This window comes from Bordetella avium, from assembly GCF_034424645.1.
In the GTDB taxonomy this organism is placed as follows: Bacteria; Pseudomonadota; Gammaproteobacteria; order Burkholderiales; family Burkholderiaceae_B; genus Bordetella; species Bordetella avium.
The window spans coordinates 2391875-2416495 of record NZ_CP139969.1; the positions used below are offsets into that span (position 1 = coordinate 2391875).

The window sequence follows — 24621 nt, forward strand, 5'->3', positions numbered from 1 at the left end:
TATGTTAAGCAAAGAGCTTATTGCTGGACTGGCCGCGGAGCTGGACCAATCCGAAAAGTCGCGTGTGCAGGTCCAGCATTTTTCCCGGCGTTTTCCGCAGATGACTATTGAAGACGGTTACGCCATTTCGCGCGAATGGGTGCGCCAAAAGATCGCCGCCGGGCGCTCAGTGCGCGGACATAAGATCGGCCTGACCTCGCGGGCCATGCAGATGGCCAGTCAGATCACTGAGCCGGACTACGGCACGCTGCTCGACGACATGTTTATCGCCGAAGGCAGTGATATTCCAGTCGGGCGCTTTATCGCGCCGCGCGTGGAGGTCGAATTGGCCTTTGTGATGAAAAAACGCCTACAAGGACCGAACGTCACCATCTTCCAGGTGCTAGACGCCACGGAATATGTGGTTCCCGCCATAGAAATCATCGATGCGCGTATCGAGCAGTTCGATCGGCACACGAAAGCCCCGCGCAAGGTGTTCGATACGATTTCCGACAACGCTGCCAATGCCGGGATTATTACGGGAGGCCTGCCTGTTAAACCGGATGCTGTGGATCTTCGAAGGATCGGCGCCTTGCTCTACAAGAACGGGGTGATCGAGGAGTCCGGGCTAGCGGCCGCCGTTCTGAACCACCCTGCCAATGGCGTGGCGTGGCTGGCCAACAAATTGGCTCCATGGGGTGAATTCCTCGAAGCAGGAGAGGTCGTTCTAGGAGGCTCGTTCACGCGGCCAACGACGGCTGCGGCCGGCGACACCTTTCACGCTGACTACGGCCGCTTAGGCAGCATCGCCTTCCGGTTTGTCTAGAACCCCCAGACTCCCATCCTGCCTGCTAACTATGTCACTTTCGATGCCTCGCAACACCTTCAAAGAAGCCCTGCAGGAAGGGCTCGTCCAGATAGGCCTCTGGGTCGGATTGGCCGATGCCTACGCTGCAGAAGCCCTCGCCGCAACCGGCTTCGACTGGTTACTGCTCGACGCAGAGCATGCGCCGAATGATTTGCGCACTGTGCTGGGTCAATTGCAGGCGGTGGCACCCTATCCGGTACATCCTATCGTGCGGCCAGTGATCGGCGACGTACCCTTAATCAAGCAGTACCTCGACGTAGGAGCACAAACCCTGTTGATTCCTGTGGTCGAGACGGCAGAGCAGGCAGCCCAGATGGTGGCAGCCATGCGATATCCGCCGCGCGGCATTCGTGGTGTCGGCAGCGCGCTCGCCCGCGCATCGCGCTGGAACCAGATCGACCATTACTTAGCTCAGGCCGACGAGCAGATGTGCCTGCTGGTGCAGGTCGAGACACGAAAAGGTCTAGAGAATCTGGAGGCGATAAGCCGGGTAGAAGGTGTCGACGGCGTCTTTTTCGGTCCAGCGGATCTGTCTGCATCCCTAGGCCTGCTTGGACAGGCTGGGCACTCGGACGTACGGGCAGCGATCATTCAAGGCATCCAGTGCGTACGTGCGGCCGGCAAATCACCGGGCGTGCTCAGCGCTGATCCTGAGGCGGCGCGCAGCTATCTGGAGGCTGGCGCGTTATTCGTGGCAGTGGGCGTCGACACCAGCCTGCTCGTGCGGGCCGCGCGGGAATTGGCCGCGACGTTCAGGGAGACATCAAGCCCCCCTCAGAGGGCTTCGCTGTCGGGCAATGGTTATTGAATAGACGCAACGCCGCTTCGGTTCTGCCCCGTATTGGCGAAGGAACCGAAGACACGAATCGGAGCGACTGTGAATGCGGCGTTCCGGGCATTGGCCTGACCTCCAGCCTTATACGGCATGTCAATCAAAGGGACTGACCCAGGCGCTTTTGCCCGAACCTCGCCTTCAAGCGCGACTGTTGAGGCGGCATCCCTACCCTTTTGCCAACGTCCGGCTGAAGTGGACCTGATCCGCGTAGCCGCAAAGAAAGCCGACCTCTGCCAAAGGCAAGCCAGATTCAATCAAATAAAGAGCAGCCTTGCGTGCCCTACAGTCCCCACCCCTGCACAATAACTCACACGGTGCTTCAGATCACGCTGCAAAGTGCACAGTGATATGCCTCGCTCAATTGCCGCCCCCCCTTGCCGAGGGCATACCGATCAGGCCATCGAGAATGACCAAGCTGAGCTGCCTTTGGCGTGAGGCAAACGCGCTATCGGTATCAGGCCAAGACTTCGCCGGAGAATGACCTTATCGCTGATGGGCAGAGCAGGTTGACCCACAAGCCGTGTAACGGGGGCTCTGGCCTGCGATTCTTGTACCGGTGCAACGCCCAAGGTTGTGGCGAGAATCACATGCGCGTCTATCGCATCGCGCGGCAGTTGGAGTTGAACTGCGCATCAAATCCGGAAAACGTTTGATGCGTCAGCCGCCGGAGCCGTTGACGGTGCCATTGACGTTGAATGAGGGCGAGTCAGTGGACTTCATGCGCGACCCGTTGGCTGACCGTACGGTATGCCTGGCGGCGTATTGCCTGTTCGAGACCGTCGCCCAAGTCCAAGACTACGCGACAAAACGGCTATGGTCTTACAATCACGAACACCCAAATATTCCTGTGTCGGCACAGCATATGCTGCCATCGACTCATTAGAATTTATACACCTATTAAAAACTGCTTACTGGCTAATAACCTCACGTGTCCGACAACCCTGCACAGCACCCTGCGGCTGCCGCAAACACTCACCCTAAATACCGCCCAGACATTGATGGACTGCGAGCGATTGCCGTCCTTTCCGTCGTGGGTTTTCATGCCTTTCCCGCATGGATAAGCGGGGGATTTATCGGTGTTGATGTATTTTTTGTCATTTCCGGCTTCTTGATCTCCACCATCCTCTTCAAAAGCCTAGATGCCGGAACCTTCAGCTTTAGCGATTTCTACGCCCGACGGATCAAACGGATTTTTCCGGCGCTGCTGCTAGTACTGCTTGCCTGCTATGCATTTGGATGGTTTTTCTTGATGGCAGGCGAATAACAAACAGCTTGGCAAGCATATCGCCGCCGGCGCAGGCTTTGTCGCCAACCTGGTGTTGTGGTCAGAAGCCGGGTATTTCGATAATTCAGCAGACACCAAGCCTTTGCTACACCTCTGGAGCCTGGGTATCGAAGAGCAGTTTTATTTCGTTTGGCCAGTTCTACTTTGGTTTGCCTGGAAACACAGGCTCAACCTACTGACCATTACGGTTGTGCTTGCCATCGCCTCATTCGCCCTCAACCTGAAAGGGGTCCAAAACCACCCGGTCGCCACCTTTTATTCGCCTCAGACACGTTTCTGGGAGCTGCTGTGCGGCAGCTTGTTAGCTTGGTTCAGCTTGTACAAGGCAGGTGCGTACCAGAGCGGGCGCTTAAAGATAGACGGCTGGCTCATCAAGACCTTATACCGAGAAAAAGTCGAAAACGATGGCCACACGCTGGCCAATACGCTGGCATTTCTTGGCTTATTGCTGCTGGCCTACGGGTTTTGGCGGATCGACAAAGACGTCACTTTCCCGGGCAAGTGGGCGTTGCTCCCGGTCGCCGGTGCTGTGCTGATCATTGCGGCCGGACACCAAGCCTGGCCAAACAGAAAGCTGCTATCGAACAAGATAGCCGTGTGGTTCGGATTGATCAGCCTCCCCTTGTACTTATGGCATTGGCCCTTGCTTTCGTTCGCCAGAATTCTAGAAGGAGGCATGCCTGATCGAAACATACGGATCGCTGCGGCTCTGCTCTCCGTCGCCCTTGCATGGTTAACCTACCGACTGGTCGAGCGCCCCCTACGGTTTGGTAAGGCAAGCTCTGCTCTGAAGGTATACCTACTGGTGCTATTGGTGGCGGCTATCGGCTACACGGGATACCACACCTACCTGCGCGACGGACTCAGTTTCAGATACGACCATACATTTGGGCAACTTGCACAATACAAATACGATTACACCCTCGACTACAGGTCAGGCAGTTGCTTCCTTGACCCTGAACAAAAATACGATGTGTTCAGCACATGCGATGACAATCCGCAGGCTCTGCCCGCACCAGTAAACGATACAGACGGACTTCTATTATGGGGCGATTCCTATGCAGCCCACCTTTATCCTGGCCTAATTCATAGGTTTGGCACTGAATTAAAGATTATTCAACGCACCGCCTCCGCCTGTCCTCCGATCATCGGAGTCGAAATACCTGGCCGACCAAACTGCAAGGCGATTAACGACCATATTTTTGAGTGGATTAGTACCAGAAAACCGCGTCAAATCGTCATGGCCGCCAACTGGCTTAACCTTAACCATTTGGCCGAGCTGAAAAAAACCATTTCAGAAATCAAGCAGCAGGGAGTTGAAACCATCTATCTAGTCGGCCCTGCGCCTCAATGGTCAAACGGCCTGCCGCAACAGTTGGCAAAGGCCTTTCGTTTACGGCCTAGCACAAGCTTTCAAATACCCGAGCGCTTAAAAGAGGGAAAGCCTGAACAACTTATTACCCTAGATGCCACCTTTAAGGCAGAAATGCCTGCTCTAGGGGTCAACTACATCTCGATAGCAGACATACTTTGCAATAAGGAAGGTTGCCTAACCAGAACAGGACCTGGTGTCGACTCTCTGGTTGCATGGGATGCCGGTCACCTAACCGCAGCGGGATCTATTTATGTGGCCGATAAGTTTCCTGCGTTCACGACCAACAAAGAAAAATTCAAACAGCCTTTATCAAATACACATTAATGTAGAGAGGAGACAAACTCGAGCATGCATAAAAAGCGCCGGAGACAGTCCATCGTTGCTGGAAAAGCCACATGCGCTGCCGCTCGCCCTTTTGCCGCATGTTGCCACCTTGACGCCGAGGGTAATCTTGGCGTGCGCCCCCCTCCACTCAGGCAGGTAACTTTGTCTTGCTCATGGCTCAGGGGCGTTGGAGCCCGCGTGCCGGTGGTCGACCGCGGGACTCGGTTGGTCGATGACCGCGAAGAAATAGCGCTTCGGACTTGCCAGGCACCAGAAGCCGACGCTGCAGGATGTACTGATACCTAGAAGCGAACGTGCTGCTCAATCACACCAAAGCAGCAACCGCCAATAGCGTTAACACCGGCCCGCGCAGCTTGGCTTTCTTTGACCGCAGGCGCATGCTGCTGGGATGCAGAGCCTGGAAGTAACACCGACGCCATGGCTCCTCGGCTACCCCTTGCCCGACCCCGCCTGGCTGTCGCGGCGCTGCTCCAGAAAGAAGCGCCTCTCTCGACACTCCCTGAACTTCGCGTCTCTCAACCGACTGCCATGAGGCGACAGCCCAGGTTCTAGACAAAGCGATGAAATTACGCCGCTGAGGCATGCCCGATTTTCATGACTTCCATGCTGTCAACGGTTAAACTTGAAAAGTTTAAGCATGATGAAAAAACATAGCTCTTATTATGACTGATAAGCACGGCCAAGCAGCCCCCCTGGCATGCGTGGAAAACGCGTTGCTTGCGCTTTGCGCGACTGGGACGGCTCTACTCCTGTGGTGGCTACTCAAGTATAGCAACTATGGCTTCGAGTTCACGGACGAAAGTTTTTACGTGGTTTCGATGGCCAACCCGTTTATCCACGACTATTCACACACTCAGTTTGGTTTTGTCTACCACCCGATATACAACTTACTGGGAGGAGACATAGTCAATCTCAGGCAGGCCAATATATTTACTATTTTTGGACTCGCCTGGGCTTTAGCTTACTTATTTCTTAAACCCATGGCCTCAGAGGTGAAAAACAATCACCTCACACTGCTTGCCGTTACCGCAGGTTTGGCGACGAGCGCTTTAATCCAGCTTGATGCATGGCTGCTTACGCCGAGCTATAACAGCTTGGCTTTGCAGGCCTTGCTGCTCACTGCGATTGGCATGCTTCTTTCTGACAACAGCTACCGGCCTGCCAGCCTGACTGGCTGGTCGCTCATCGGCATAGGCGGCTGGCTCGCCTTTATGGCCAAACCCAGCACGGCACTGGCATTAGCCTTGGGTGTTTTTTTATATTTAGTCTTTGCACGTAAATTTTCGGCAAGACTTATTCTTATTTCAGTCGCAGTATCAGCTTCGCTTTTGCTTTTCAGCGCGATGCTTATCGACGGATCGATACTTGAATTTATCAATAGAATAAAAAAATCCATTGAATTCGGCAAAATCCTTGGCAGCGGCCACACCTTGCTGCACATTTTTCGCATTGACAGCTTTCATCTCACAGAGAACACCATTGCTCTCATAGCAACGATTTTCATATCGATATTTGCTTCTATCTATTCCTTATATTCAAGGAAAAGAATTTTATCGTTAGCTGGTTTTTTAATAGCGACGGGATTTTTTTCCGTTACTGCGCTGGCAACAGTAGGCAATATCGGCCTTGCGCCAGACACTGGACCGTTCCGGTCGTTTCTGATTTTTGGTCTTTTTTTCTCGGCGGCAGCCGCAGGCCTGACACTGGGAAAATTTGACCGCCTGAAAAGCATCCCAGCACCTCAACGCGCCATTGCATGCTTTTTTTTGGCCACCCCCTATATTTACGCGTTTGGAACCAACGGCAATTATTGGAGCGCAGGCGGCGCTGCAGCAATATTCTGGCTATTTTCAGGCTTGATTTTTCTGACGCCTTTGGTCCGCGAGCGCGCTTCATGGCTGGTTTTACTACCTGTGGCAATAGCAACACAGACCATCACAGTGGTGCTTTTACAGACCGGCTTTGAAGCACCCTACCGGCAGCCACAAGCCATCAAGCTTAACGACACAGCCGTAACGTTCGGAGCTAAAAAGTCTACGCTCGTCCTGCCCGACAGTTATGCAAAGTATATTTCCAGCGCTGTAAGCGCCGCAAAGAAAAATGGCTTTACACCTGGGACGCCGGTTATCGATCTGTCCGGGCAATCACCAGGATTGTTATACGCATTGGGTGCGGAGAGCATCGGACAGGCATGGAATGTCGGCGGATATCCAGGCAGCCTAGACCTCGCGAAAGTTGCCCTGGAGCGCACACCATGCGAAAAAATCGCTGCCGCCTGGGTATTGCTGGAGCCCGAGGGGCCAAGAAGCATCTCGAATGAACTTATGTCCAGTATCGGATCAGCATTCCCGGATGGATATACGCGCGTCGCAGACTGGGAAACAGCTGCAGGCGCAGGTGGATACACCATCCCCCGCCATCAAGAACTATACAAACCGGATTCGCCAGCAGAAATTTTAGATAGCTGCAACAAAGTGCGAAAAAAACATCAAGGTTAAATTATGAAAGCAGTAATTCTTGCCGGTGGTCTCGGGACTAGGCTCTCCGAGGAGACGCATCTCAAACCCAAGCCCATGGTAGAGATAGGCGGAAAGCCTATCCTCTGGCACATAATGAAAATTTATTCATCCTATGGCGTGAATGATTTTATTATCTGCCTGGGTTACAAGGGATACATAGTAAAAGAGTATTTTGCCAACTACTTTCTACATATGTCGGACGTAACGTTCGATATGCAGAAAAATTCGATGCAAGTTCATCAGAACAATGCCGAACCATGGCGGGTAACATTGGTGGATACGGGCGAAAGCACCATGACCGGGGGGCGCTTAAAGCGGGTGGCGGAGTACCTGCGCGACGAAGATGCCTTCTGCTTCACCTATGGGGATGGCGTCAGTGACGTGAACATCGGTGAGCTGTTGCGCTTTCATCGCGAAAAAGGAGCCATGGCCACGGTAACCGCCACCTTCCCTCCCGGACGCTTTGGCGCGCTGCGTTTCGATGGGGACAGGGTAATGAGTTTCCAGGAAAAGCCCGCTGGTGATGGCGCAATGATCAACGGCGGCTTTTTCGTGCTGTCGCCCAAGGTCATTGATCTGCTGACTGACGACAGCACCGTCTGGGAGCATGGCCCGCTCGAACAGCTGGCCGCCAGGGGCGAACTCGTTGCATTCCGACATACCGGGTTCTGGCAGCCGATGGATACCCTGCGCGATAAAAACCATCTCGAAGAATTATGGCAGACAGGCAAGGCACCTTGGAAGGTCTGGAATCATGATAAAGCCTGAATTCTGGGCCGGCCGCCGCGTGCTCCTTACCGGCCACACCGGGTTCAAAGGAAGCTGGCTATCGCTATGGCTGACCCAGATGGGCGCGCAGGTCACCGGCATGGCGCTGGCACCGGAAACACAGCCCGACCTGTTCGGGGTGGCAAGCGCCGGTGCGGGCATGACATCTATCATTGGCGACATCCGCAATGCCGAACGGGTACTCGAGACGGTGCAGGCGGCCAAGCCTGAAATCATCATCCACATGGCCGCGCAACCGCTGGTCAGATACTCCTACACGCACCCCGTCGACACGTATGCAACCAACGTGATGGGTACCGTGCATGTGCTTGAAACGCTGCGTCATGTACCAGGGGTAAGAGCCGTGGTGGTCGTGACCAGCGATAAATGCTATGAGAACCGGGAAACACGGCGTCCTTTCCTCGAGGACGATCCCATGGGGGGACACGATCCCTACAGCAGCAGCAAGGGTTGCGCTGAACTTGTCACAACCGCCTATCGGAATTCCTATTTTTCGCCAAGCGCTTACGGCTCCCACGGCGTGGCAGTCGCATCGGCTCGGGCTGGCAACGTCATCGGAGGCGGTGACTGGGCGCAAGACCGGCTTATCCCCGACATTATGCGCGCGATCGGCGCAGGCCAGGCTGTGCACATCAGGTCACCAAACGCCATCCGACCCTGGCAACATGTGCTCGAACCTCTGAGCGGGTATTTGATGCTGGCCCAGGCTTTGTATGAGCGCGGAGCGGAATTCGCCGACGCCTGGAATTTTGGCCCTGCGGCCACGGATGCAAGACCTGTTCAGTGGATTGTCGAACAACTGGTCATGGCATGGGGGCCGCCGGCTCGCTGGACGCTCGATCAAGATGCGCACCCACACGAGGCGCATCTCTTGATGCTGGACTCGACCAAGGCCAGCAGAGAACTGGGCTGGAAGCCTGTTTGGTCTCTCGAGCAAACGCTTTCGCGTATCGTGGCATGGCATAAAGCGCATTTGGCGGGTGCCGACATGCGGGAAATCTGCCTCAAGGAAATAGCGGCCTATAGCCATGACACAGCACAGGCAGGGTAAGGGGTAGTTTTACTGACACAAGTCGCGCTCATCACACGCCTGCCTTCCCGACAGCGGCACGCTGGACCACGCCTTTCAGAAGGCATCTGTCGGGGCTTACGATGCGGGACTAGCGCGATAGAACGGGTATGACTGAAGGACTTGGCAAGTAATGCCCAGCTGTCGTGGCACTGTAGCCGCACACATCCCGCAGCAGGCCTGTCCGATGCCTGTCGTGGGGATATTCAACCTTAAGTACTTTTTTCTGGCGGCAGCGCAATGCGTTGGTCTATTAAAAACCAAGGCAATGAAACAAGCCACCAGCGTTAAGAAATTTGATTTCTATAGAAAGGAAAACTAACAATGAGCAAGTTCAACTTCGTGATGGTGTCCGCCGGCTTTGAGCACGGAGGCAATGTGACCCATCGCCATTTGGATGGCCATCCGGATCTCCTGGTTTATCCCTTCGAATCGCAGCTCGGCAACCGCAACTTCAACGACTTCCTGGCGTCGGTCGAGCGGGTGCAATATCGCTACCCCGAATTCCCTGAAGGTCTTCGTCCCGCTGAACTCTATGAGCAAATGATCGATGAGGAAATGAAGACCTTTCTTCGCAAACGAAACGGCTCGAAGTTTAAGGACGCGAACCTGGAACTGATCGAGGCAGATCGCCTGGCAGCGTTCGAAAGCCTGCTCGGAACTGCGGACTTTTATCCCCGTGCGAAAGTCGTGGAAGCGTTTTTCCGCGCCACATTCATGGCATGGAAAAACTACTACACCGCCCCACGCGAGGACATGGCCTATGTGGGCTATTCCCCTGCAATCGGCATTGACGCGGATCGTATCGTTCGTGACTTTCCCAATGCCCGGATCATGCACATCGTGCGCAACCCCTTCTCTGCCTATCGCGACACGAAACGCCGCCCCTTCCCCCAGCCCTTGAGCAAATATCTCATCACCTGGAATATCTATCATTCCACGGTCGAAATGTATGCCAAGATGCACCCGGAAAACGTGCGTATCTTCCGCTACGAGGATCTGGTCGCCGACAAGCGCAATTTCATGCAGAACGTCGCTGACTTTATCGGTGTGCCGTTCTCCGAAACCATGCTTTATCCGAGCTGGAACGGTGTTGAAATCAAGGACAATATCGCTCCCTGGGGCACCGTGCTGAAAAGCACCGCAGAATATAACGAGTCGATCATTGATGAATTGAGCGATGCCGAGAAAGCGCAAATTGCTCAAGGCACCTCTGCACTGGCCCGTCACTTTGGCTACGACCAGGTCGACTACCTGAAGAAGTATTACGGTGCTTAGCAAGCTTAGGTACGGCGGAACTGAATCCCGCCCAACTGGCGAAGTCGAGCAAGATCTGCTGACATCAGATCTCAGATCCTTGTTCGGCACCAACCTGGCCGGGCTGACGCCTGTTCCGGGAGGTACGCTGGGGGTGGGTTTCAAGGCGAACTTGAATGGTCAGGCGCGGTTCTTCAAGACCCACGCCCTCCCCTCAGGCCGTCTCACTTTGAAGCGAGAGGCCGAATTCCTAAAGGTAACGGCGCTCGCGCAAACGGACCCGCAGCTCGTGCATAGGGTGCAAGGCAGTTCCGAGCGGACATGGTTGCACACCAGGCTGCTTTCGCCTTGCGCCTCGCCAAGTCCGCCAAGCGTAAGGGCTCTGATAGCCGAATATGAAGCGCAGCTGCGCAAGCACCCGGAACTCGCCGGTGTCGTACCTGCCTCAGACAGCATCCATGAGTTGCTGGCGAGGGCAACGCCGGCGTTGGATTTCCTGGCTGGCGCGAATCTGCTCTCGCCCCTTGTGACCGATACCGCGCGCGCCGCGCTCGATCGTCTGCAGGGGATCAGCGCAGACCTTTCTTTACAGCTATGCCACGGTGATCTCGGGCCTGCCAACATCATGAGTGATGGCGGCTCACTCGTTGCGCTGGACTGGGAAGATGCTTTCTGGGGCATCGCTGGATACGACTACTTGTATTGGCTGACTTTTTTCCAGAACAGAAAGTGGTTGTCGAAAGCAGCACTCGGCCACACTCCCCTTGAGCCTTCCCAGGAGATTGCGCTGATGGCGCTTATCCTATTGCTGAAGTCCTGGATGTCGGTACGCAACGGCAGCTATCTCTGCAATACCCTCACGATCGAGCAACGTTTGCTGGAGGTTTTTAATCTTGATTGAGGTGAGTTCTGGCAATGCCATGCCACGCGCACCGATCGCAGATGTCGAAGCAATCACTGCGATTGCACGGGCGGACCTGTCGGCCTTACGCGGCGCCCGTATCTTTATTACCGGCGGCACAGGCTATATTGGGCGCTGGCTGCTTGAATCGCTATGCCATGCCAATCGTGTGCTGGATCTGCAACTCAACGCGACTGTGCTCAGCCGCAAGCCTGCGGAGTTTGCAGAAAAATATCCGCATCTGGCCCATGATCCGTGCATGACACTAATCAAGGGCGATGTCCGCGACTTCAGTTGCAAGCAGGAGGGCTTTTCCCACGCCATTCATGCCGCCACTGATGTGGTCGCCAGCCACACGCCCCTGGAAATCTTTGACGTCACCGTGGCCGGAACCCGTCATGTGCTCGAATTCGCCAGGCGCCAAGGCATCGCCAACGTGCTCATGCTGTCTTCGGGCGCGGTCTATGGGCGATTCCCAGACAACGTCGATCGCGCTTCTGAGTCTTTACCCTGCGTTCCCGATGTGACATCGCCGCGCAGCGCTTATGGGCTTGGCAAGATTGCGACCGAATGGCTAGGCAACGCCTACGGGCAAGAATACGGGGTTTCGTGCAAGTCGGCACGGGTGTTCGCTCAGATTGGCCCCTATCTTGAGCTGGGCGCGCATTTTGCAGCGGGCAATTTCATTCGCGATGCATTGCAGGGCGATGCGATCATCATCCAAGGCGATGGCACTGCGCTGCGCTCATACATGTATGCCATTGATATGGTGACATGGCTATGGGCTATCCTCGTTCGCGGCAAAGCCGGGGCTGCGTACAACGTGGGTTCGGAACTGGGCGTATCGATTCGCGATCTGGCTCAAGCCGTCGTGCACGTGACTGGAAAGCCGACGATAGACATCAAGGTGCTTGGACAGCCCGCTCCGGGCGCAGCGCCCTCCCGCTATATCCCTGACACAACGCTGGCCCGTGAAGAGCTTGGACTTTCAATAACCGTGCCTTTCGAAGACGCGATCAGACGCACCTTGGAATGGTATCGCGAGCAGATTAAGAGCCCCCAGACATGACCGACCTTTCCGCCTTCTCCAAACAGATACGTTTGCGAGTATTAGAACTTTGCAGCCAGAAGCGCACCTCGCACATAGGCGGCGCCTTTTCGATCGCAGACGTTCTTGCCGTTCTTTATGGCGCCGTCCTCGATGTCCGCGCAGACGCCCCTGATGAGCCATCCCGTGATCGTCTCTTGTACAGCAAGGGGCATGCCTGCACCGCACTTTATGCCGCACTGGAGCATCGCGGCTTCTTCGAAGGCAAAAATCTTCTAGAAGAATTTACCGAGAACGGCAGCTATTTCACATCGCATGTCAATCACCGATTGCCAGGCGTGGAGCTTTCCACGGGCAGCCTTGGCCATGCCCTGGGCGTGGCATGTGGCAGCGCCCTGGCTTGCAAGCGGCGCCAAATGAAAAACACCGTGTTCGCCATCTTGAGTGATGGCGAGCTTGATGAGGGTTCCAACTGGGAAGCCATCCTGTTTGCCGCACACAACCGGCTGGACAATCTCGTTGCCGTGATCGACTTCAACAAAATTCAAAGTTTTGGCAGTGTGAAGGATGTCATGAACCTGGAGCCGCTTGCAGACAAATTCAGGGCCTTCAATTGGGAAGTTGAAGAGGTTGACGGACATTCGCTCGAAGCTCTCCAGGCCACGCTTCGGAACTTCAAATCCTCACGCTCAGGTCGCCCCAAATGCCTTATCGCCCACACGATAAAGGGCAAGGGCGTCAGCTTCATGGAAAACGAGCTGGTCTGGCACTATCGTTCACCTTCTGACCAGGAAGTGCAGCGGGCACGAGAAGAACTGGAGTCTGCATAATGCGTAATACATTCATCAACACACTGGTTGACCTGGCAGCACAGCACGAAGATATTTTCCTGCTTTGCGGTGACCTGGGCTATTCAGTACTCGAGCCCTTTGCCAGCCGCTTTCCTGAGCGCTTTTTAAACGCCGGCATCGCAGAACAAAACATGACAACCGTGGCGGCCGGCCTTGCGCGGGAGGGATATAACGTATTCACCTACTCGATCGGCAACTTTCCCACGCTGCGTTGTATGGAGCAAATCCGCTACGATGTTTGCTACCACGAGGCGAACGTCAAGATTGTCGCCGTGGGAGCGGGTTATGCCTATGGGCCGCAAGGTGTGTCACACCATACGACCGAGGATTTGGCCATGATGCGCGCCCTCCCCGGCATGACGATTTGCGCTCCGGCCGATGCCCACGAAGCCAAAGCTGCCGCCTTGTTTATGGCCAACCATAGGGGGCCAGGCTATGTCCGCCTGAACAAGGCCGGCGAACCATCTGTGCATGAGCAGACAAAATTTCTTGAGATCACGCCGGGCAGATTTACAACCGTGCGCGAAGGCGAAGGGACTCTTGTGTTGGCAACCGGTGCGATGGTGCACCCGATGCTGATTGAACTTCGCAACACCAAGCGCGACTGGGCCTTGTGGAGCGCGCCCTTCGTGGGCAACTACGACCGCGATTACATGGCTAGGGTGGGCCAACGGTACAGGCGAATCATTACGGTCGAAGAACACCAACTGAATGGCGGCTTCGGAAGCTCTGTCGTTGAGTCCTTGAGCGACCTTTATGCCGAGGGCAAGCTCGCTGAAATGCCGCGGGTCAGGCGAATTGCCGTTCCAAATATCTTCATCGGCACTTCCGGCACGCAGGAGTATCTGCGTCATGCGGCTGGATTGACGCTCGCCGCTATCGACCTGTAATGCGCAAGATGGCTTACTTATCTGCCTTCAAGGCTGTGTGGTGCGACACCAGACTCTTGAAGTTCTTGATGGTCGGCATGCTAAACACGGCAGTCGGGTACTCCATCTTTCTGCTTGGTCTCTACATTGGCTGGCATTACAGCATTGCCATCGCCGTGGCGACGGTTCTGGGAACCCTTTTCAATTTCAAGAGCACAGGCGTCCTGGTGTTTCGGTCGCATGACAACTCACGGATCTTTCGTTTCATAGCTGTCTATTGTGTTATTTATTCTTTAAATGTCGCCGGAGTGGCCTTGCTGCTCCAGTTTGGCCTTAAGGAATGGTCAGCAGGCCTGCTGCTTCTGCTGCCCCTTGCACTTGTTTCTTATTACCTGAATAGTCGCTACGTGTTTCCATCATGAGAAAAAAAATCAGTATCGTCACTCCGCTGTTCAATGAGGAGGAGAACGTAGTAGAACTTTGTGAGCGCATCGCAGCCGTGATGAGATCTCAGCCGTACGACTATGAGCACCTGTGCATCGACAACTGCTCGACAGATCGCACCGTCAGCATCTTGAGGGATCGTGCCGGACATGACCCGCACCTTAAAATCATCGTCAACGCACGGAACTTCGGCTACGTCCGATCTTCTTTCCACGCATTATTGCAAGCATCAGGTGATGCCGCCGTTCTGATTGCTTCCGACCTCCAGGACCCGCCCGAGATAATTGCAGAATTTATTAAAAAGTGGGAGGCTGGTTATAAATCGGTCATGGCTATCAAGCCTGTCAGCGAAGAATCATCGCTGATGTTCGCCGTGCGTAAGCTTTACTACAAAACCATCGGCCGCATCTCAGAGGTCCCCCTGGTTCCAAACGCAACGGGTTCCGGGCTGTTCGACCGTAAAGTGCTTGATATTCTTCTCAAGCTAAAAGACCCCTATCCGTACTTCAGAGGTCTGGTATGCGAGATAGGCTATCCCATCGCGACGGTGCCTTTCAAGCAACCCCGGCGTCTGCGTGGAGTCACGAGCCAGAACTTCTACTCTCTTTACGACATGGCAATGCTAGGGATCACCAAGCATTCCAAAGTTCCACTGCGCCTCATGACACTGTGCGGATTCGGCTTGGCCAGTCTGAGCCTGCTCGTCGCCATTGGCTATTTTTTAGCAAAGCTGTTTTTCTGGAACTCTTTTAATATCGGCACAGCGCCCCTGGTCATCGGATTGTTTTTTTTCAGTGCAGTTCAGATGATTTTTCTCGGGATGATAGGCGAGTACATTGGCGCCATTCAGACACAGGTCAGGGATCTACCGCTGGTCGTGGAGAGCGAACGTATCAATTTCGATACGTCCACTCAGCCTCAAACCACACGATCAGAACCGGATTGAGATCAGGCCTTATGGTTTCTGCATCTTGATGCAAGACAACCAAAGGCATGGATGCCGAATCGCTCAGAACACCCAGGAAACCGGGATGCTTGGCCATCGGAGCGTTGCTCGAGAATGCGGCAATCTATCGCAGCACCGGCTCCTCTGAAAATTCAAAATGCAATAGGTATCCGGAGCGCCCTGAACCACGCAGGCAAGGGCGCCACACCCAGCAGCGCAAGACGAAGCGCGAACACCTAAGCGGCAGCACCCTGAAAATTGCCGGAGCGTGCCGCAAAATACGCGCAAAGGACAGGCTTACCGTTGAGAATACGCATCTTGAGGCGGTTCGAGCCGGGCGGGTCCACGGAATCCTGTGGGCTGAGCCGCGCTCACAATCGTGTTCCAGCGCCGGGCGGCAAGGCCTATGGGCAACCCTAGGCTGATACGACAGCCCTGGGCCTGCGTAAACGAAAAAGCTTGAGCACACGTGCGGCCGACGACGCCGCAGCGATGTCAGCCGCGTAAAAGAGTCTTCTGAAAGTAGAAAAAACGAGAACCTGAATTGAAAGCAATCCTCCTGGCGGGCGGCACCGGCTCCCGCCTTTATCCCCTCACCCAGGTTTCCAGCAAGCAACTGCAGGCAGTTTTTGACAAACCGATGATCTACTACCCACTCACGGTGCTGATCGCGTCGGGCGTGAGGGAGCTTTGCCTGATCTCGAACCCGGAACATCTACCTCGGTACCAAAAACTGCTGGGCAATGGCAGCCAGTGGGGTATCTCGATTGCGTACCGTGAACAGGCCCGGCCAGAGGGTATTGCGCAGGCGTTTTTGATCGCGGCAGATTTTATAGGCAGCGACAGCGTGATCCTGATGCTGGGGGACAACATCTTCTCCGGCGGCGACGACTTCCCACGCGCAGCATCCAGCTTTGAAGGTGGCGCAACGATTTTCGCGTATCACGTCAAAGATCCGGAGCGCTATGGTGTGGTGGAGTTCGATCGCAACGGCCGTGCGATCTCCATCGAGGAAAAACCTGGCCAACCCAAGAGCAGTTATGCCGTGCCGGGGGTATATATCTATGACAACGAGGTCGTGGACTTCGCTCGCGCGATCAAGCCTTCAGCGCGAGGCGAGCTGGAGATCACCGACGTCAACCTAGAATACCTGCGGCGTGGCAAATTGCAGGTCCGCCGCCTGAGCCGTGGATTCGCATGGCTGGATGCCGGCACCAGCACGGCTTTGCATGAGGCATCGTCGTATATCGAAGCGATTGAGCGACGCCAGGGAGTGAAGATAGGTTGCCCGGAAGAGGCGGCACTGGTTCGGGGATTTCTGGATATTCAGCGTTTTGAAGCGTTGCTTGATCAGATGCCAGCCTGCGATTACCGCACCTACTTGAGCGGCATCGCTGCCACATGGCGTAAATTGCAAGGGTAAGGCTAATCAAGCGGGGCGGCCGCACGATGCTGTCTCAAGGCATATACGCTCCCGGACGACACGACTTCTTGTCACACCTAAGTCAATGCACACGATTCCGACCGCTGCAGAGCCCTGCTCCCATCCCAAGCCCTTAAAAAAAGGCCTTCTGCCATGATCATCGTGACCGGCGGCGCCGGCTTTATCGGCTCAAACTTCATTCTGGACTGGCTGGCTGGGGAACAGGAGGCCGTGGTCAATCTGGATGCCCTGACCTATGCCGGCAATCTGGAGAATCTGGCCGACCTTGCTGGCGACGCACGCCATCTCTTCGTTCAGGGGAATATTTGCGACCGGACACTGATCGATCAATTGCTGGCCACACACCAGCCCCGCGCAATCGTGCATTTCGCGGCGGAAAGCCATGTCGATCGTTCGATCCACGATCCGGACGATTTCCTGCGCACCAATATCGATGGCACGTTCACACTGCTAGAGGCAGCAAGAGTTTACTGGCAAGGCCTGGATGACAAGAGGCAGGCAGCATTTCGCTTTCTGCACGTCTCGACCGACGAGGTGTATGGGTCGCTGGAGCCAGAGGAAGCTCCCTTCACCGAAACCCGTGCCTACCAGCCCAACAGCCCCTACTCAGCGAGTAAGGCGGCGAGCGACCATCTGGTGCGGGCCTGGCATCACACCTATGGTCTGCCGGTGTTGACCACCCATTGCTCGAACAACTATGGGCCTTATCACTTTCCGGAAAAGCTGATCCCGCTGATGATCACCCATGCGCTGTCGGGCCAGCGTATGCCGATCTATGGCGACGGAATGCAGATACGCGATTGGCTCTACGTAAAGGATCACTGCAGCGCCATCCGGCGGGTGCTGCAAGCCGGCCGGCCTGGCGAAACCTATAACGTCGGCGGCTGGAACGAGAAACCCAATATCGAGATCGTTCAGGCCGTTTGCGATCTGCTGGATGAACTCAAACCCGATGTCTCGGGCAGCTATCGCCGCCTCATCTCGCACATCGCGGACCGCCCTGGCCATGATCGTCGTTATGCCATCGATGCCAGAAAAATCGAGCGCGAACTGGGCTGGCGGCCCGCAGAGACATTCGAGAGCGGCCTGCGTAAAACGGTTGAGTGGTATCTCGCTAACGCCGAATGGGTCAGCCATGTGCAGAGCGGCGCTTACCGCCAGTGGATAGACCGGCACTATGCGAGCTAACGCAGGGAGATAGCAAGATCGTAGGTGGCGCAGACGCCACGGCGGGCGGCAGCTTCATTCATGAGCACACGCACGCGGTAGCCGCCCGATGCGGGCAGAATGCCCGCCCAATCCCGCTCGTCGGAGGACTCTCCGACAAACAAGGGGGCCTGCCCCCCTGGCGGAATGACCGTAACAAAAGCGTAGTGGTTGCTGGGCAGCAGGCTGACCTTCATGGTTTGCCCGCGCTTGGCGCGCACCAGATAGTCGCGGATAGTCGTGCCACGAATCTCGCCATGCACGACCGAACCAATGGTGTCTTGGGCAAAAATCAGCCGGGAAGTCTGGGTAGCGGACCAGGCCGGCATGGCCAGGCAAATCAGGACCAAGGCGCTTGCGAACAAAGCAAGATGCTTGGCAAGAGAGGATGAGGTCAACATGGCTAAACGGGTGCCCAGCGCAGGAGCTTAACAACGCATACACACCCAGGATAGATATCGCCAGCCACACCCACGCAAACAGCCGCGATATCAGACGCTGACACCTATTTCAGCCAGTGGCCCCCCAGCCAACCCGGGGCCAGTAGCGCGGCAGCCCACAGCAAGGCGGAACCCCAGTTGGCGAGCTGAAACCATCTAGCAGGCATCCCGAACACCCCGGCGGCCAGCGGCACCGTGGCCCGCAGGGGACCGAAGAAACGACATAGCGCAATACTGAGCACGCCCCAGCGTTTGACGAAGGCATCCGTACGCACCACGAGCTGCGGCCTGGATTGCAGCCAGCTCCATTGGAGGACACGCGGGCCGGCCCAGATACCCAGGGAGAAGGCCACCCAATCGCCCAGCGCCGCCCCCAGCGAGATAGCCAGCCATACCTCTAGAAAGCCGGCCTGGCTGAGATGGATGGCCGCGCCGATCGATAACAACAAGGCGGTGCCGAGTATGAACAAGGCCAGCAGCGGCAAAGACTTGATGAAGGCCAGCAGGAAGGCCAGCGGCGCCAGCCAGGGCCCCAGGGCTGGCAGCTTTGCAAGCAGCGTGGTGTAGAAGGCATGCAGCGATTCAAACATAAGAAAAAAGCCCTTGAATCAAGATCCCTACTTTACCGCCGCCCTTCCCGGCAGCTTGGCTACACTGAATACTTGATGCGTTATTCAATGCGTTCGCTGGCATCCTGCCAAAGAGGATCAAGATGAGTTGGCATGTCTATTGCGTACCGCCCATGGACCAGGGTTGGGATTTTTTGTTAACGGTGGCCGAAGCGCTGGCACTGTCCGAAGAAAGCATGGAGATGGGCTTCATGCGCGACGATTGGCGCGCCGCCTTTAATGCGGCGCAGGCCGCAGCCGAGGAGGCGGGCTGGGAGGGAGATTTCCGGGGTGAGCCCCATATTTTGATGCTGCCTCTGCCCGAAGGATTGAAACCTGGCTTTGTCTGGAAGCAGGATAATGGCGGCGCCTGCTTTGTGGTGACGCCCTGTCCGCTGCCCTGGTTGACGGCATCAGCCTGAGCGGGCATCAAGCGCGCATCTCGGCCGCATCGCACACTCGATTGCGGCCGCCACGCTTAGCTTCGTATAGGGCCTCATCCGCACGCTCCAGCACGGCTGTGAGCGAAGCGCCCTCATGCGGATAAACAGCGACGCCTATCGACACGGTACAGGCGCCACCCGGCACCGCCTGGAACGTCTCCACAGCGGCGCGAATGCGTTCGGCAGCCTGCAAAGCCTGAGCTCGATCCGTATTGGGCAAGAGCACCACAAACTCTTCTCCGCCCAGGCGGCCGAGAATGTCGCTGGCGCGCGCCCGGCTACGCAGAAGCGCGGCAATACCGCGTATGACCGCGTCGCCCGCTGCATGGCCCAGCTCGTCGTTGATGGCCTTGAAATGATCGATATCCACAGCCAGCACAGACATAGCCCGGCCATAACGGGGTTCGCTTTGCAGGATTTCGTCCAGGCCGCGTCGGTTTAGCAGACCAGTGAGCGCATCCGTCAGACTGTCCTGGCGCAACTGATTGAATTTGGTCCCGATCTTGCGGCTGACAGTGGCGAGCGCGGTCTTGAGCTGTTCGGCTTCGCGATACCAGGTCCCTACCGAAGCAAGCCGTTCCGCGATGCGTGGTTTGTCCAGATCGGCGGCAGCCGCGGCCAGTTGCGACAGCGGGCGCGCAATGCGATTGGCGAGCCACCATACGCATAGCAAAGATAAACAGAGCCAGGGCAGCGAGGTCTGAATGGTGAGCAACAGCAGCTTGCGCGTGCCCGCCAACACGGAATCCACCGGCCGCTGCGCGACGACACCCCAGCCGGTCTCATGGACCAAAGCATAGCCACTCAGCATGTCGACACCATCGTTATTGAACAAACGCCGAGTCCCCTCCTCGCCATTCATGATGGCCAGCACCACAGGATTCTGATCCACTAAACGCCCGACACGCGGCGTGTCCGGGTGGAACAGCAGCACCCCGCGCCGGTCGACGACGTATTGGTAAGAGCCGTTCTGATGCGTCTGCTCGCCCAGGAGTTCGGCGAGGGCATTGCGCTCATGGAGATGAAGAACGCCCATCACAAAACCGCCAAACCGTCCGTCCGCCTTGAACACCGGCTGCGATAAGGCCAGCACCCAACGGCCAGTTGCCGCTAAAAAAGGATCGCTGACACGAGGCAGTCGGCTGGCCAGTGCCTGCTCCATCTGAGTGGTGCTGATGACCCTGCCAGGAAGCGCCTCCCCCCCTGGCAAGACGTCTACCAACACACCCTCTGCATTGATATAAGCCGTTGCATTAAAGCGACTGCTCTGATGCTTCAGACGCTCCAGCTCGCGGCGCACGATTTCCGGGGAGGCGTCATCGGCGCCGATCAGGCGCGCCGAATATGACAACTCGCCCAGGCTCTCTCGCAGAAAGATGTCTGCGCTACGCGCAAGTTTCTGCGCGAAAGCCCGATTGTCTTCCAAGGAGTTGTTAAGAAGGATGTCTCGCTGCACTACGGTGCTGGCATACAAGGCGCCGGCCAAAGCCAGCAGTAAGGACAGTATGCTCAGCCCCAAAATCAGGCGGCGTAAATCAAGTCGACGCATCAAGGCAGAGAGTTAAGACGCTAGTCCGCAAGGTATTAGGATGATAGCCGCCAGAATGATGTACGCCGATGAAAATCGGTTTGTCCGGCCAGGCCATGAAACGCCATGGTTTTTAATTCCCGGTATTTCTGATTATTTCCATCACTCCAGGAAACGGATGGCGATCATTTTACTGGCAGCCCGAGCGCCTTAGGCGACGCTTCACACCACCGCGAGCGCCGACGCTTGACCGCGCATCTTGCTTGCGCAGCCAATGCGCCTGCCTTGAGATAAATCCAGCCATCCGTCTGCTCGCGATTGACTCCAACCCTGATGCCCCCGGCGGATAGAGCGCTCAAGGTTGGGCGCGCAAAGCCTTCAGCGTCCGTTGCCCAGCACGCCCATCATCAGGCAAGCCCAATTCGCGTTGCACGGATTGCAAAGCCTGGCGAGTCCGCGCGCCAATCACGCCATCGGGCATGCCGATGTCATAGCCTCTTGCGACCAGCAACTCCTGGATCTCTTTGCGCTCGGCGCGCGACAGACCCGCATCATCCGTTGGCCAGGGCCGTGCAAACGGTAAGCCGCCGCGCAATCGATCCGACAAATGGGCAATCGCCAGCGCATAGCTTTCGGCGGCGTTATACGAGTACAGCGCATCGAAATTGCGCGTCACCAGAAAAGCGGGGCCTTCCGGGCCCGCAGGCAGCAGTAAGGCCGCCGGTATCTCGCCGCCGGGCAATGGTTGGCCATCGACCCGCTTGATGCCCCGCGCAGCCCAGGCCGACATCGGCTGCTTGTTACGCCGGCCCGCCGTAGAGATATCCATGCCCGCAGGCAAATTGACCTCGAATCCCCAAGGCAGCGCTTTGTTCCAGCCCGCACGTTTGAGGAAATTGGCCGTGGACGCCAGCGCGTCGGGCACGCTGTCAACCAGATCGCGGCGACCGTCACCGTCAAAATCCACAGCCAGACGCAGATAGGTGGAAGGCATGAATTGTGTCTGGCCGAAAGCCCCCGCCCAGGAACCCTTCAAGCGATCGCTCGACACATGCTCGTCCTGGATGATGCGCAGCGTGGCGAGAAACTCGCCCCGGAAATAGCTTTGGCGACGACCAAAACAGCTCAGGGTGGACAGGGAAGTCAGGAGTGGGCGACCCCCCAGGTTTTTGCCAAAATTGCTTTCCACCCCCCAGACCGCCACCACGGTCGCCGGATCGACGCCATATTCCGCCTCAACCCGCGCCAGAACGGAAGCCCATTGATTCAGGCCCTGGCGGCCGTCATCGATACGCTCTGCATCGACCAGCCCCGCCATATAGTCCCAGATAGGCGTTTTGAACTCAGGCTGAGCATCGAGAAAACTGATGACATCCATATCGGGTTCCAGGCCATCGGTGTAACGATCGTAGTTGGCCTGGGTGACACCTGCCTCCGGGGCTTTGGCGCGCAAATCGACCAGGCACTGACGGTAGGTTTTCAGTTCTTGCGCAGTGGGTGCGGCGTGGGCAAGACCAGCGGCCAAGCACGCGGCCACGGCAAGCAAAATCGAAGGTTTTTTCATGCGGTCCATTCTAAACGGGGTGCGCTTGCGCGGCTATGGGCTGTCCTGCGCGCGCAGGGCGGCCAACTCCGCCTCATCGAAGCCGGCGGCACGTCGGGCATCGAGGTTGAACGGCCCGCGCAAGCGCGACGCGCCGTAGTGAAGCGCGAGCTCTGCGTAGGCCGTGATGGGGTCGCGCCCCTGTTGTGCGCAAAAAAAGCGATACCAATGGTTGCCGATCGCCACATGCCCAATCTCATCGCGGAGAATGATGTCCAGAATGGCGGCGCCTTCGGCGTCCCCTGCCTGGGCGAGTTTGGCGCGAATCAGCGGTGAGGCGTCCAAACCGCGCGCCTCAAGGGTGCGAGGCACCAAGGCTAGCCTGGCCAGGAGATCGCCGCGCGTTTTCTCGGCCATTTCCCAAAGCCCGTTATGGGCCGGAAAATCACCGTACTGCCTGCCCAGTCGGCCAAGATGGCGGTTGATTAGGTCAAAGTGATAGGCTTCTTCTTGCGCCACCTTGATCCAATCCCGATAAAAATCCTCAGGCAGCCCGGGATAGCGCCAGACCGCGTCCAAGGCGAGATTGATGGCGTTGAATTCGATGTGCGCGAGCGCGTGCAGCAATACGGCGCGCCCCTGTGCCGTTTGCACCGAGCGCTGCTTGACCTGAGCCGGCATCACCAGCTCAGGGTAGTCCGGCCTGCCTGGCAAGGCTGAAGACGCGAGCAGCACATCTGATGCGCCCGCCTCTGCCGCGCTATCAATGGCGGCAACCGCCGCCACCTTGTCTTGCCATGAAGAAACGGCCAATGCCGCCAATGCCTGCACTCTGAGGCTGCGCCTTTGCATCATGTTTCCACATCCATTGCCTGGCCGCACTTTATCATTGCGCCATGATCGACACTTACCGCCTGCAAGTTGATACGCCGCTGGACAGCCTTGACCCCGCCCAATGGGACCGGCTGACCGGCGGGCACCCTGCCCTATCGCATGCGTATTTCTCTGCCCTGCACGACACGGGCTGCGCCAGTCCGCGTACCGGATGGACGCCGTTTTTTCTGAGCCTGCATCAGGGTGACACGCTCGCTGGCGCCGTACCGCTGTATCTGAAAACCCATTCACGGGGCGAGTATGTATTTGACTATGCCTGGGCCGACGCTTACGAGCGCCACGGCCTGCGCTATTACCCCAAGCTCTTGGCAGCAGTGCCTTTCACACCCGTCAGCGGCCCGCGGCTACTGGCGGCCCATGCCCCGGCGCGCGCCGCGTTGGCCCAGGGGCTGATCGAACTGACCGCGGCACTGAAGCTTTCATCCTTGCATGTTCTATTCGCCGACCAGACGGATATCGAGGCCCTGCGCGAAGCGGGCTGTATGCTGCGCGAAGGCGTGCAATTCCATTGGCGTAACGCCGGTTACACCAACTTCGATGCCTTTTTGGCAAGCTTCAACCACGACAAACGCAAAAAACTGCGCCAGGATCGCAAAAAGGTGCAAGACGTGCGTTTCCGGCATCTGCGAGGCAGGCAGATTGGGAGCGCGGAACTTGCGTTTTTCCATGCCTGCTACGAGCGGACCTATCGGGAACACGGCAACCCGCCCTATCTGACGCTGGCCTTTTTCGAGCGGCTGTTGGCGACGCAGCCGGACACGCTGGTCATGGTGATAGCCGAGCGCGATGAAGCGCCGCTGGCCTGCGCCCTCAATCTGCGCGGCGGCGATACCCTTTATGGGCGCTACTGGGGCGCCATGACTTTCCTGCCCGGCCTGCATTTCGAGACCTGTTATCTGCAGGCCATCGAGTACTGCATCAAGGAAGGTCTGTCCCGATTTGAAGGCGGCGCTCAGGGCGAACACAAAATGGCGCGCGGCCTGCTGCCTACCCCGACCTGGTCAGCGCACTGGATTGCCGACCCGCGTTTCGCGGCCGCCATCGATGACTTTCTCGGTCACGAAACGCAGGCCATCAACGAGTATCTGGATGAACTGGCCCGCCACACGCCTCTGCGACGCGGCGAGCCCTGATT

At 56.8% G+C, this 24621-nt stretch carries 23 protein-coding genes; 18 read left to right on the forward strand and 5 right to left on the reverse strand.

The window, feature by feature from the left end; translation table 11 throughout:
- Position 1 precedes the first annotated feature (1 nt).
- The 16 genes from hpaH (at position 2) to rfbB (ending at position 18012) form a co-directional block, all read left to right on the forward strand.
- Complete coding sequence (hpaH, locus tag U0029_RS11110; protein ID WP_114851869.1) at positions 2-805, forward strand: 2-oxo-hept-4-ene-1,7-dioate hydratase; 804 nt, start codon at positions 2-4, stop codon at positions 803-805.
- Between the two features lie 31 nt (positions 806-836).
- Positions 837-1655: a 4-hydroxy-2-oxoheptanedioate aldolase gene (gene hpaI / locus U0029_RS11115; RefSeq protein WP_114851868.1), complete on the forward strand. Its 819-nt coding sequence runs from the start codon at positions 837-839 to the stop codon at positions 1653-1655.
- 955 nt (positions 1656-2610) lie between these two features.
- Entirely contained in the window at positions 2611-2946 is a 336-nt protein-coding gene (locus U0029_RS11125; RefSeq protein WP_206611245.1) for an acyltransferase family protein, read from the forward strand.
- Positions 2947-3001: 55 nt separating this feature from the next.
- The gene (locus tag U0029_RS11130; protein WP_211308638.1) at positions 3002-4666 is read left to right on the forward strand and encodes an acyltransferase family protein; all 1665 of its coding nucleotides are present in this window, start codon (positions 3002-3004) and stop codon (positions 4664-4666) included.
- 683 nt (positions 4667-5349) lie between these two features.
- The gene (locus U0029_RS11135) at positions 5350-7185 is read left to right on the forward strand and encodes a hypothetical protein (protein ID WP_114851867.1); all 1836 of its coding nucleotides are present in this window, start codon (positions 5350-5352) and stop codon (positions 7183-7185) included.
- A gap of 3 nt (positions 7186-7188) precedes the next feature.
- Positions 7189-7974 (forward strand): glucose-1-phosphate cytidylyltransferase, encoded by a 786-nt coding sequence (gene rfbF, locus U0029_RS11140; RefSeq protein WP_114851866.1) that lies wholly within the window; start codon positions 7189-7191, stop codon positions 7972-7974.
- A complete protein-coding gene (gene rfbG, locus U0029_RS11145) occupies positions 7961-9046 on the forward strand; it encodes a CDP-glucose 4,6-dehydratase (protein WP_012416936.1) in 1086 nt (361 codons plus the stop codon). Before rfbF ends, rfbG begins: the two co-directional genes overlap by 14 nt.
- A gap of 342 nt (positions 9047-9388) precedes the next feature.
- On the forward strand, positions 9389-10342 hold the full coding sequence (locus U0029_RS11150) for a sulfotransferase family protein (protein WP_012416934.1): 954 nt from the start codon (positions 9389-9391) through the stop codon (positions 10340-10342).
- On the forward strand, positions 10335-11222 hold the full coding sequence (locus U0029_RS11155; protein WP_049794138.1) for a phosphotransferase: 888 nt from the start codon (positions 10335-10337) through the stop codon (positions 11220-11222). The genes U0029_RS11150 and U0029_RS11155 overlap by 8 nt, the downstream gene beginning before the upstream one ends.
- A 19-nt stretch (positions 11223-11241) precedes the next feature.
- A complete protein-coding gene (locus U0029_RS11160) occupies positions 11242-12291 on the forward strand; it encodes an NAD-dependent epimerase/dehydratase family protein (protein WP_119651586.1) in 1050 nt (349 codons plus the stop codon).
- A complete protein-coding gene (locus tag U0029_RS11165) occupies positions 12288-13100 on the forward strand; it encodes a transketolase (protein WP_012416931.1) in 813 nt (270 codons plus the stop codon). Before U0029_RS11160 ends, U0029_RS11165 begins: the two co-directional genes overlap by 4 nt.
- Positions 13100-14011 carry a transketolase family protein gene (locus tag U0029_RS11170; RefSeq protein ID WP_114851864.1) on the forward strand — a complete coding sequence of 304 codons (912 nt, stop codon included), beginning with the start codon at positions 13100-13102 and terminating at the stop codon, positions 14009-14011. Before U0029_RS11165 ends, U0029_RS11170 begins: the two co-directional genes overlap by 1 nt.
- A complete protein-coding gene (locus U0029_RS11175; protein WP_012416929.1) occupies positions 14011-14412 on the forward strand; it encodes a GtrA family protein in 402 nt (133 codons plus the stop codon). Before U0029_RS11170 ends, U0029_RS11175 begins: the two co-directional genes overlap by 1 nt.
- The gene (locus tag U0029_RS11180) at positions 14409-15380 is read left to right on the forward strand and encodes a glycosyltransferase family 2 protein (RefSeq protein WP_012416928.1); all 972 of its coding nucleotides are present in this window, start codon (positions 14409-14411) and stop codon (positions 15378-15380) included. The genes U0029_RS11175 and U0029_RS11180 overlap by 4 nt, the downstream gene beginning before the upstream one ends.
- 544 nt (positions 15381-15924) lie before the next feature.
- Complete coding sequence (gene rfbA / locus U0029_RS11185; RefSeq protein WP_012416926.1) at positions 15925-16803, forward strand: glucose-1-phosphate thymidylyltransferase RfbA; 879 nt, start codon at positions 15925-15927, stop codon at positions 16801-16803.
- Positions 16804-16956: 153 nt separating this feature from the next.
- Complete coding sequence (gene rfbB / locus U0029_RS11190; RefSeq protein WP_114851863.1) at positions 16957-18012, forward strand: dTDP-glucose 4,6-dehydratase; 1056 nt, start codon at positions 16957-16959, stop codon at positions 18010-18012.
- Here rfbB and U0029_RS11195 read toward each other — a convergent pair.
- Positions 18009-18431, reverse strand: coding sequence for a hypothetical protein (locus U0029_RS11195; RefSeq protein WP_114851862.1), 423 nt, complete (start codon positions 18429-18431; stop codon positions 18009-18011). The genes rfbB and U0029_RS11195 overlap by 4 nt on opposite strands.
- 104 nt (positions 18432-18535) lie before the next feature.
- On the reverse strand, positions 18536-19060 hold the full coding sequence (locus tag U0029_RS11200) for a DedA family protein (protein ID WP_114851861.1): 525 nt from the start codon (positions 19058-19060) through the stop codon (positions 18536-18538).
- Positions 19061-19182: 122 nt separating this feature from the next.
- Here U0029_RS11200 and U0029_RS11205 point away from each other — a divergent pair, with 122 nt between their 5' ends.
- On the forward strand, positions 19183-19500 hold the full coding sequence (locus U0029_RS11205) for a hypothetical protein (RefSeq protein WP_012416922.1): 318 nt from the start codon (positions 19183-19185) through the stop codon (positions 19498-19500).
- 7 nt (positions 19501-19507) lie between these two features.
- Here the strand turns inward: U0029_RS11205 and U0029_RS11210 are convergent, their stop codons facing one another.
- The 3 genes from U0029_RS11210 to U0029_RS11220 form a co-directional block, all read right to left on the reverse strand.
- Entirely contained in the window at positions 19508-21070 is a 1563-nt protein-coding gene (locus U0029_RS11210; RefSeq protein WP_039051645.1) for a sensor domain-containing diguanylate cyclase, read from the reverse strand.
- 334 nt (positions 21071-21404) lie between these two features.
- A complete protein-coding gene (locus U0029_RS11215; protein WP_012416920.1) occupies positions 21405-22622 on the reverse strand; it encodes a lytic murein transglycosylase in 1218 nt (405 codons plus the stop codon).
- A gap of 24 nt (positions 22623-22646) precedes the next feature.
- Positions 22647-23447, reverse strand: a complete 801-nt coding sequence (locus tag U0029_RS11220) for a ferritin-like domain-containing protein (RefSeq protein ID WP_370510830.1) — start codon at positions 23445-23447, stop codon at positions 22647-22649.
- Positions 23448-23488: 41 nt separating this feature from the next.
- On the opposite strand from U0029_RS11220, the gene U0029_RS11225 reads away from it, so the two are divergent.
- The gene (locus U0029_RS11225) at positions 23489-24619 is read left to right on the forward strand and encodes a GNAT family N-acetyltransferase (RefSeq protein ID WP_114851860.1); all 1131 of its coding nucleotides are present in this window, start codon (positions 23489-23491) and stop codon (positions 24617-24619) included.
- Positions 24620-24621 lie beyond the last annotated feature (2 nt).

What these genes read in the sequence shown, in the direction of transcription:
- U0029_RS11215 (WP_012416920.1), bottom strand. Translation starts at nt 22,622, where the DNA reads ATGGACCGCATGAAAAAACCTTCGATTTTGCTTGCCGTGGCCGCGTGC.
- U0029_RS11180 (WP_012416928.1), top strand. Translation starts at nt 14,409, where the DNA reads ATGAGAAAAAAAATCAGTATCGTCACTCCGCTGTTCAATGAGGAGGAG.
- U0029_RS11150 (WP_012416934.1), top strand. Translation starts at nt 9,389, where the DNA reads ATGAGCAAGTTCAACTTCGTGATGGTGTCCGCCGGCTTTGAGCACGGA.
- U0029_RS11175 (WP_012416929.1), top strand. Translation starts at nt 14,011, where the DNA reads ATGCGCAAGATGGCTTACTTATCTGCCTTCAAGGCTGTGTGGTGCGAC.
- hpaI (WP_114851868.1), top strand. Translation starts at nt 837, where the DNA reads ATGTCACTTTCGATGCCTCGCAACACCTTCAAAGAAGCCCTGCAGGAA.
- U0029_RS11170 (WP_114851864.1), top strand. Translation starts at nt 13,100, where the DNA reads ATGCGTAATACATTCATCAACACACTGGTTGACCTGGCAGCACAGCAC.
- U0029_RS11210 (WP_039051645.1), bottom strand. Translation starts at nt 21,070, where the DNA reads ATGCGTCGACTTGATTTACGCCGCCTGATTTTGGGGCTGAGCATACTG.
- rfbG (WP_012416936.1), top strand. Translation starts at nt 7,961, where the DNA reads ATGATAAAGCCTGAATTCTGGGCCGGCCGCCGCGTGCTCCTTACCGGC.
- rfbB (WP_114851863.1), top strand. Translation starts at nt 16,957, where the DNA reads ATGATCATCGTGACCGGCGGCGCCGGCTTTATCGGCTCAAACTTCATT.
- rfbF (WP_114851866.1), top strand. Translation starts at nt 7,189, where the DNA reads ATGAAAGCAGTAATTCTTGCCGGTGGTCTCGGGACTAGGCTCTCCGAG.
- U0029_RS11160 (WP_119651586.1), top strand. Translation starts at nt 11,242, where the DNA reads ATGCCACGCGCACCGATCGCAGATGTCGAAGCAATCACTGCGATTGCA.
- U0029_RS11200 (WP_114851861.1), bottom strand. Translation starts at nt 19,060, where the DNA reads ATGTTTGAATCGCTGCATGCCTTCTACACCACGCTGCTTGCAAAGCTG.
- U0029_RS11225 (WP_114851860.1), top strand. Translation starts at nt 23,489, where the DNA reads ATGATCGACACTTACCGCCTGCAAGTTGATACGCCGCTGGACAGCCTT.
- U0029_RS11165 (WP_012416931.1), top strand. Translation starts at nt 12,288, where the DNA reads ATGACCGACCTTTCCGCCTTCTCCAAACAGATACGTTTGCGAGTATTA.
- U0029_RS11195 (WP_114851862.1), bottom strand. Translation starts at nt 18,431, where the DNA reads ATGTTGACCTCATCCTCTCTTGCCAAGCATCTTGCTTTGTTCGCAAGC.
- U0029_RS11135 (WP_114851867.1), top strand. Translation starts at nt 5,350, where the DNA reads ATGACTGATAAGCACGGCCAAGCAGCCCCCCTGGCATGCGTGGAAAAC.
- U0029_RS11220 (WP_370510830.1), bottom strand. Translation starts at nt 23,447, where the DNA reads ATGATGCAAAGGCGCAGCCTCAGAGTGCAGGCATTGGCGGCATTGGCC.
- hpaH (WP_114851869.1), top strand. Translation starts at nt 2, where the DNA reads ATGTTAAGCAAAGAGCTTATTGCTGGACTGGCCGCGGAGCTGGACCAA.
- U0029_RS11205 (WP_012416922.1), top strand. Translation starts at nt 19,183, where the DNA reads ATGAGTTGGCATGTCTATTGCGTACCGCCCATGGACCAGGGTTGGGAT.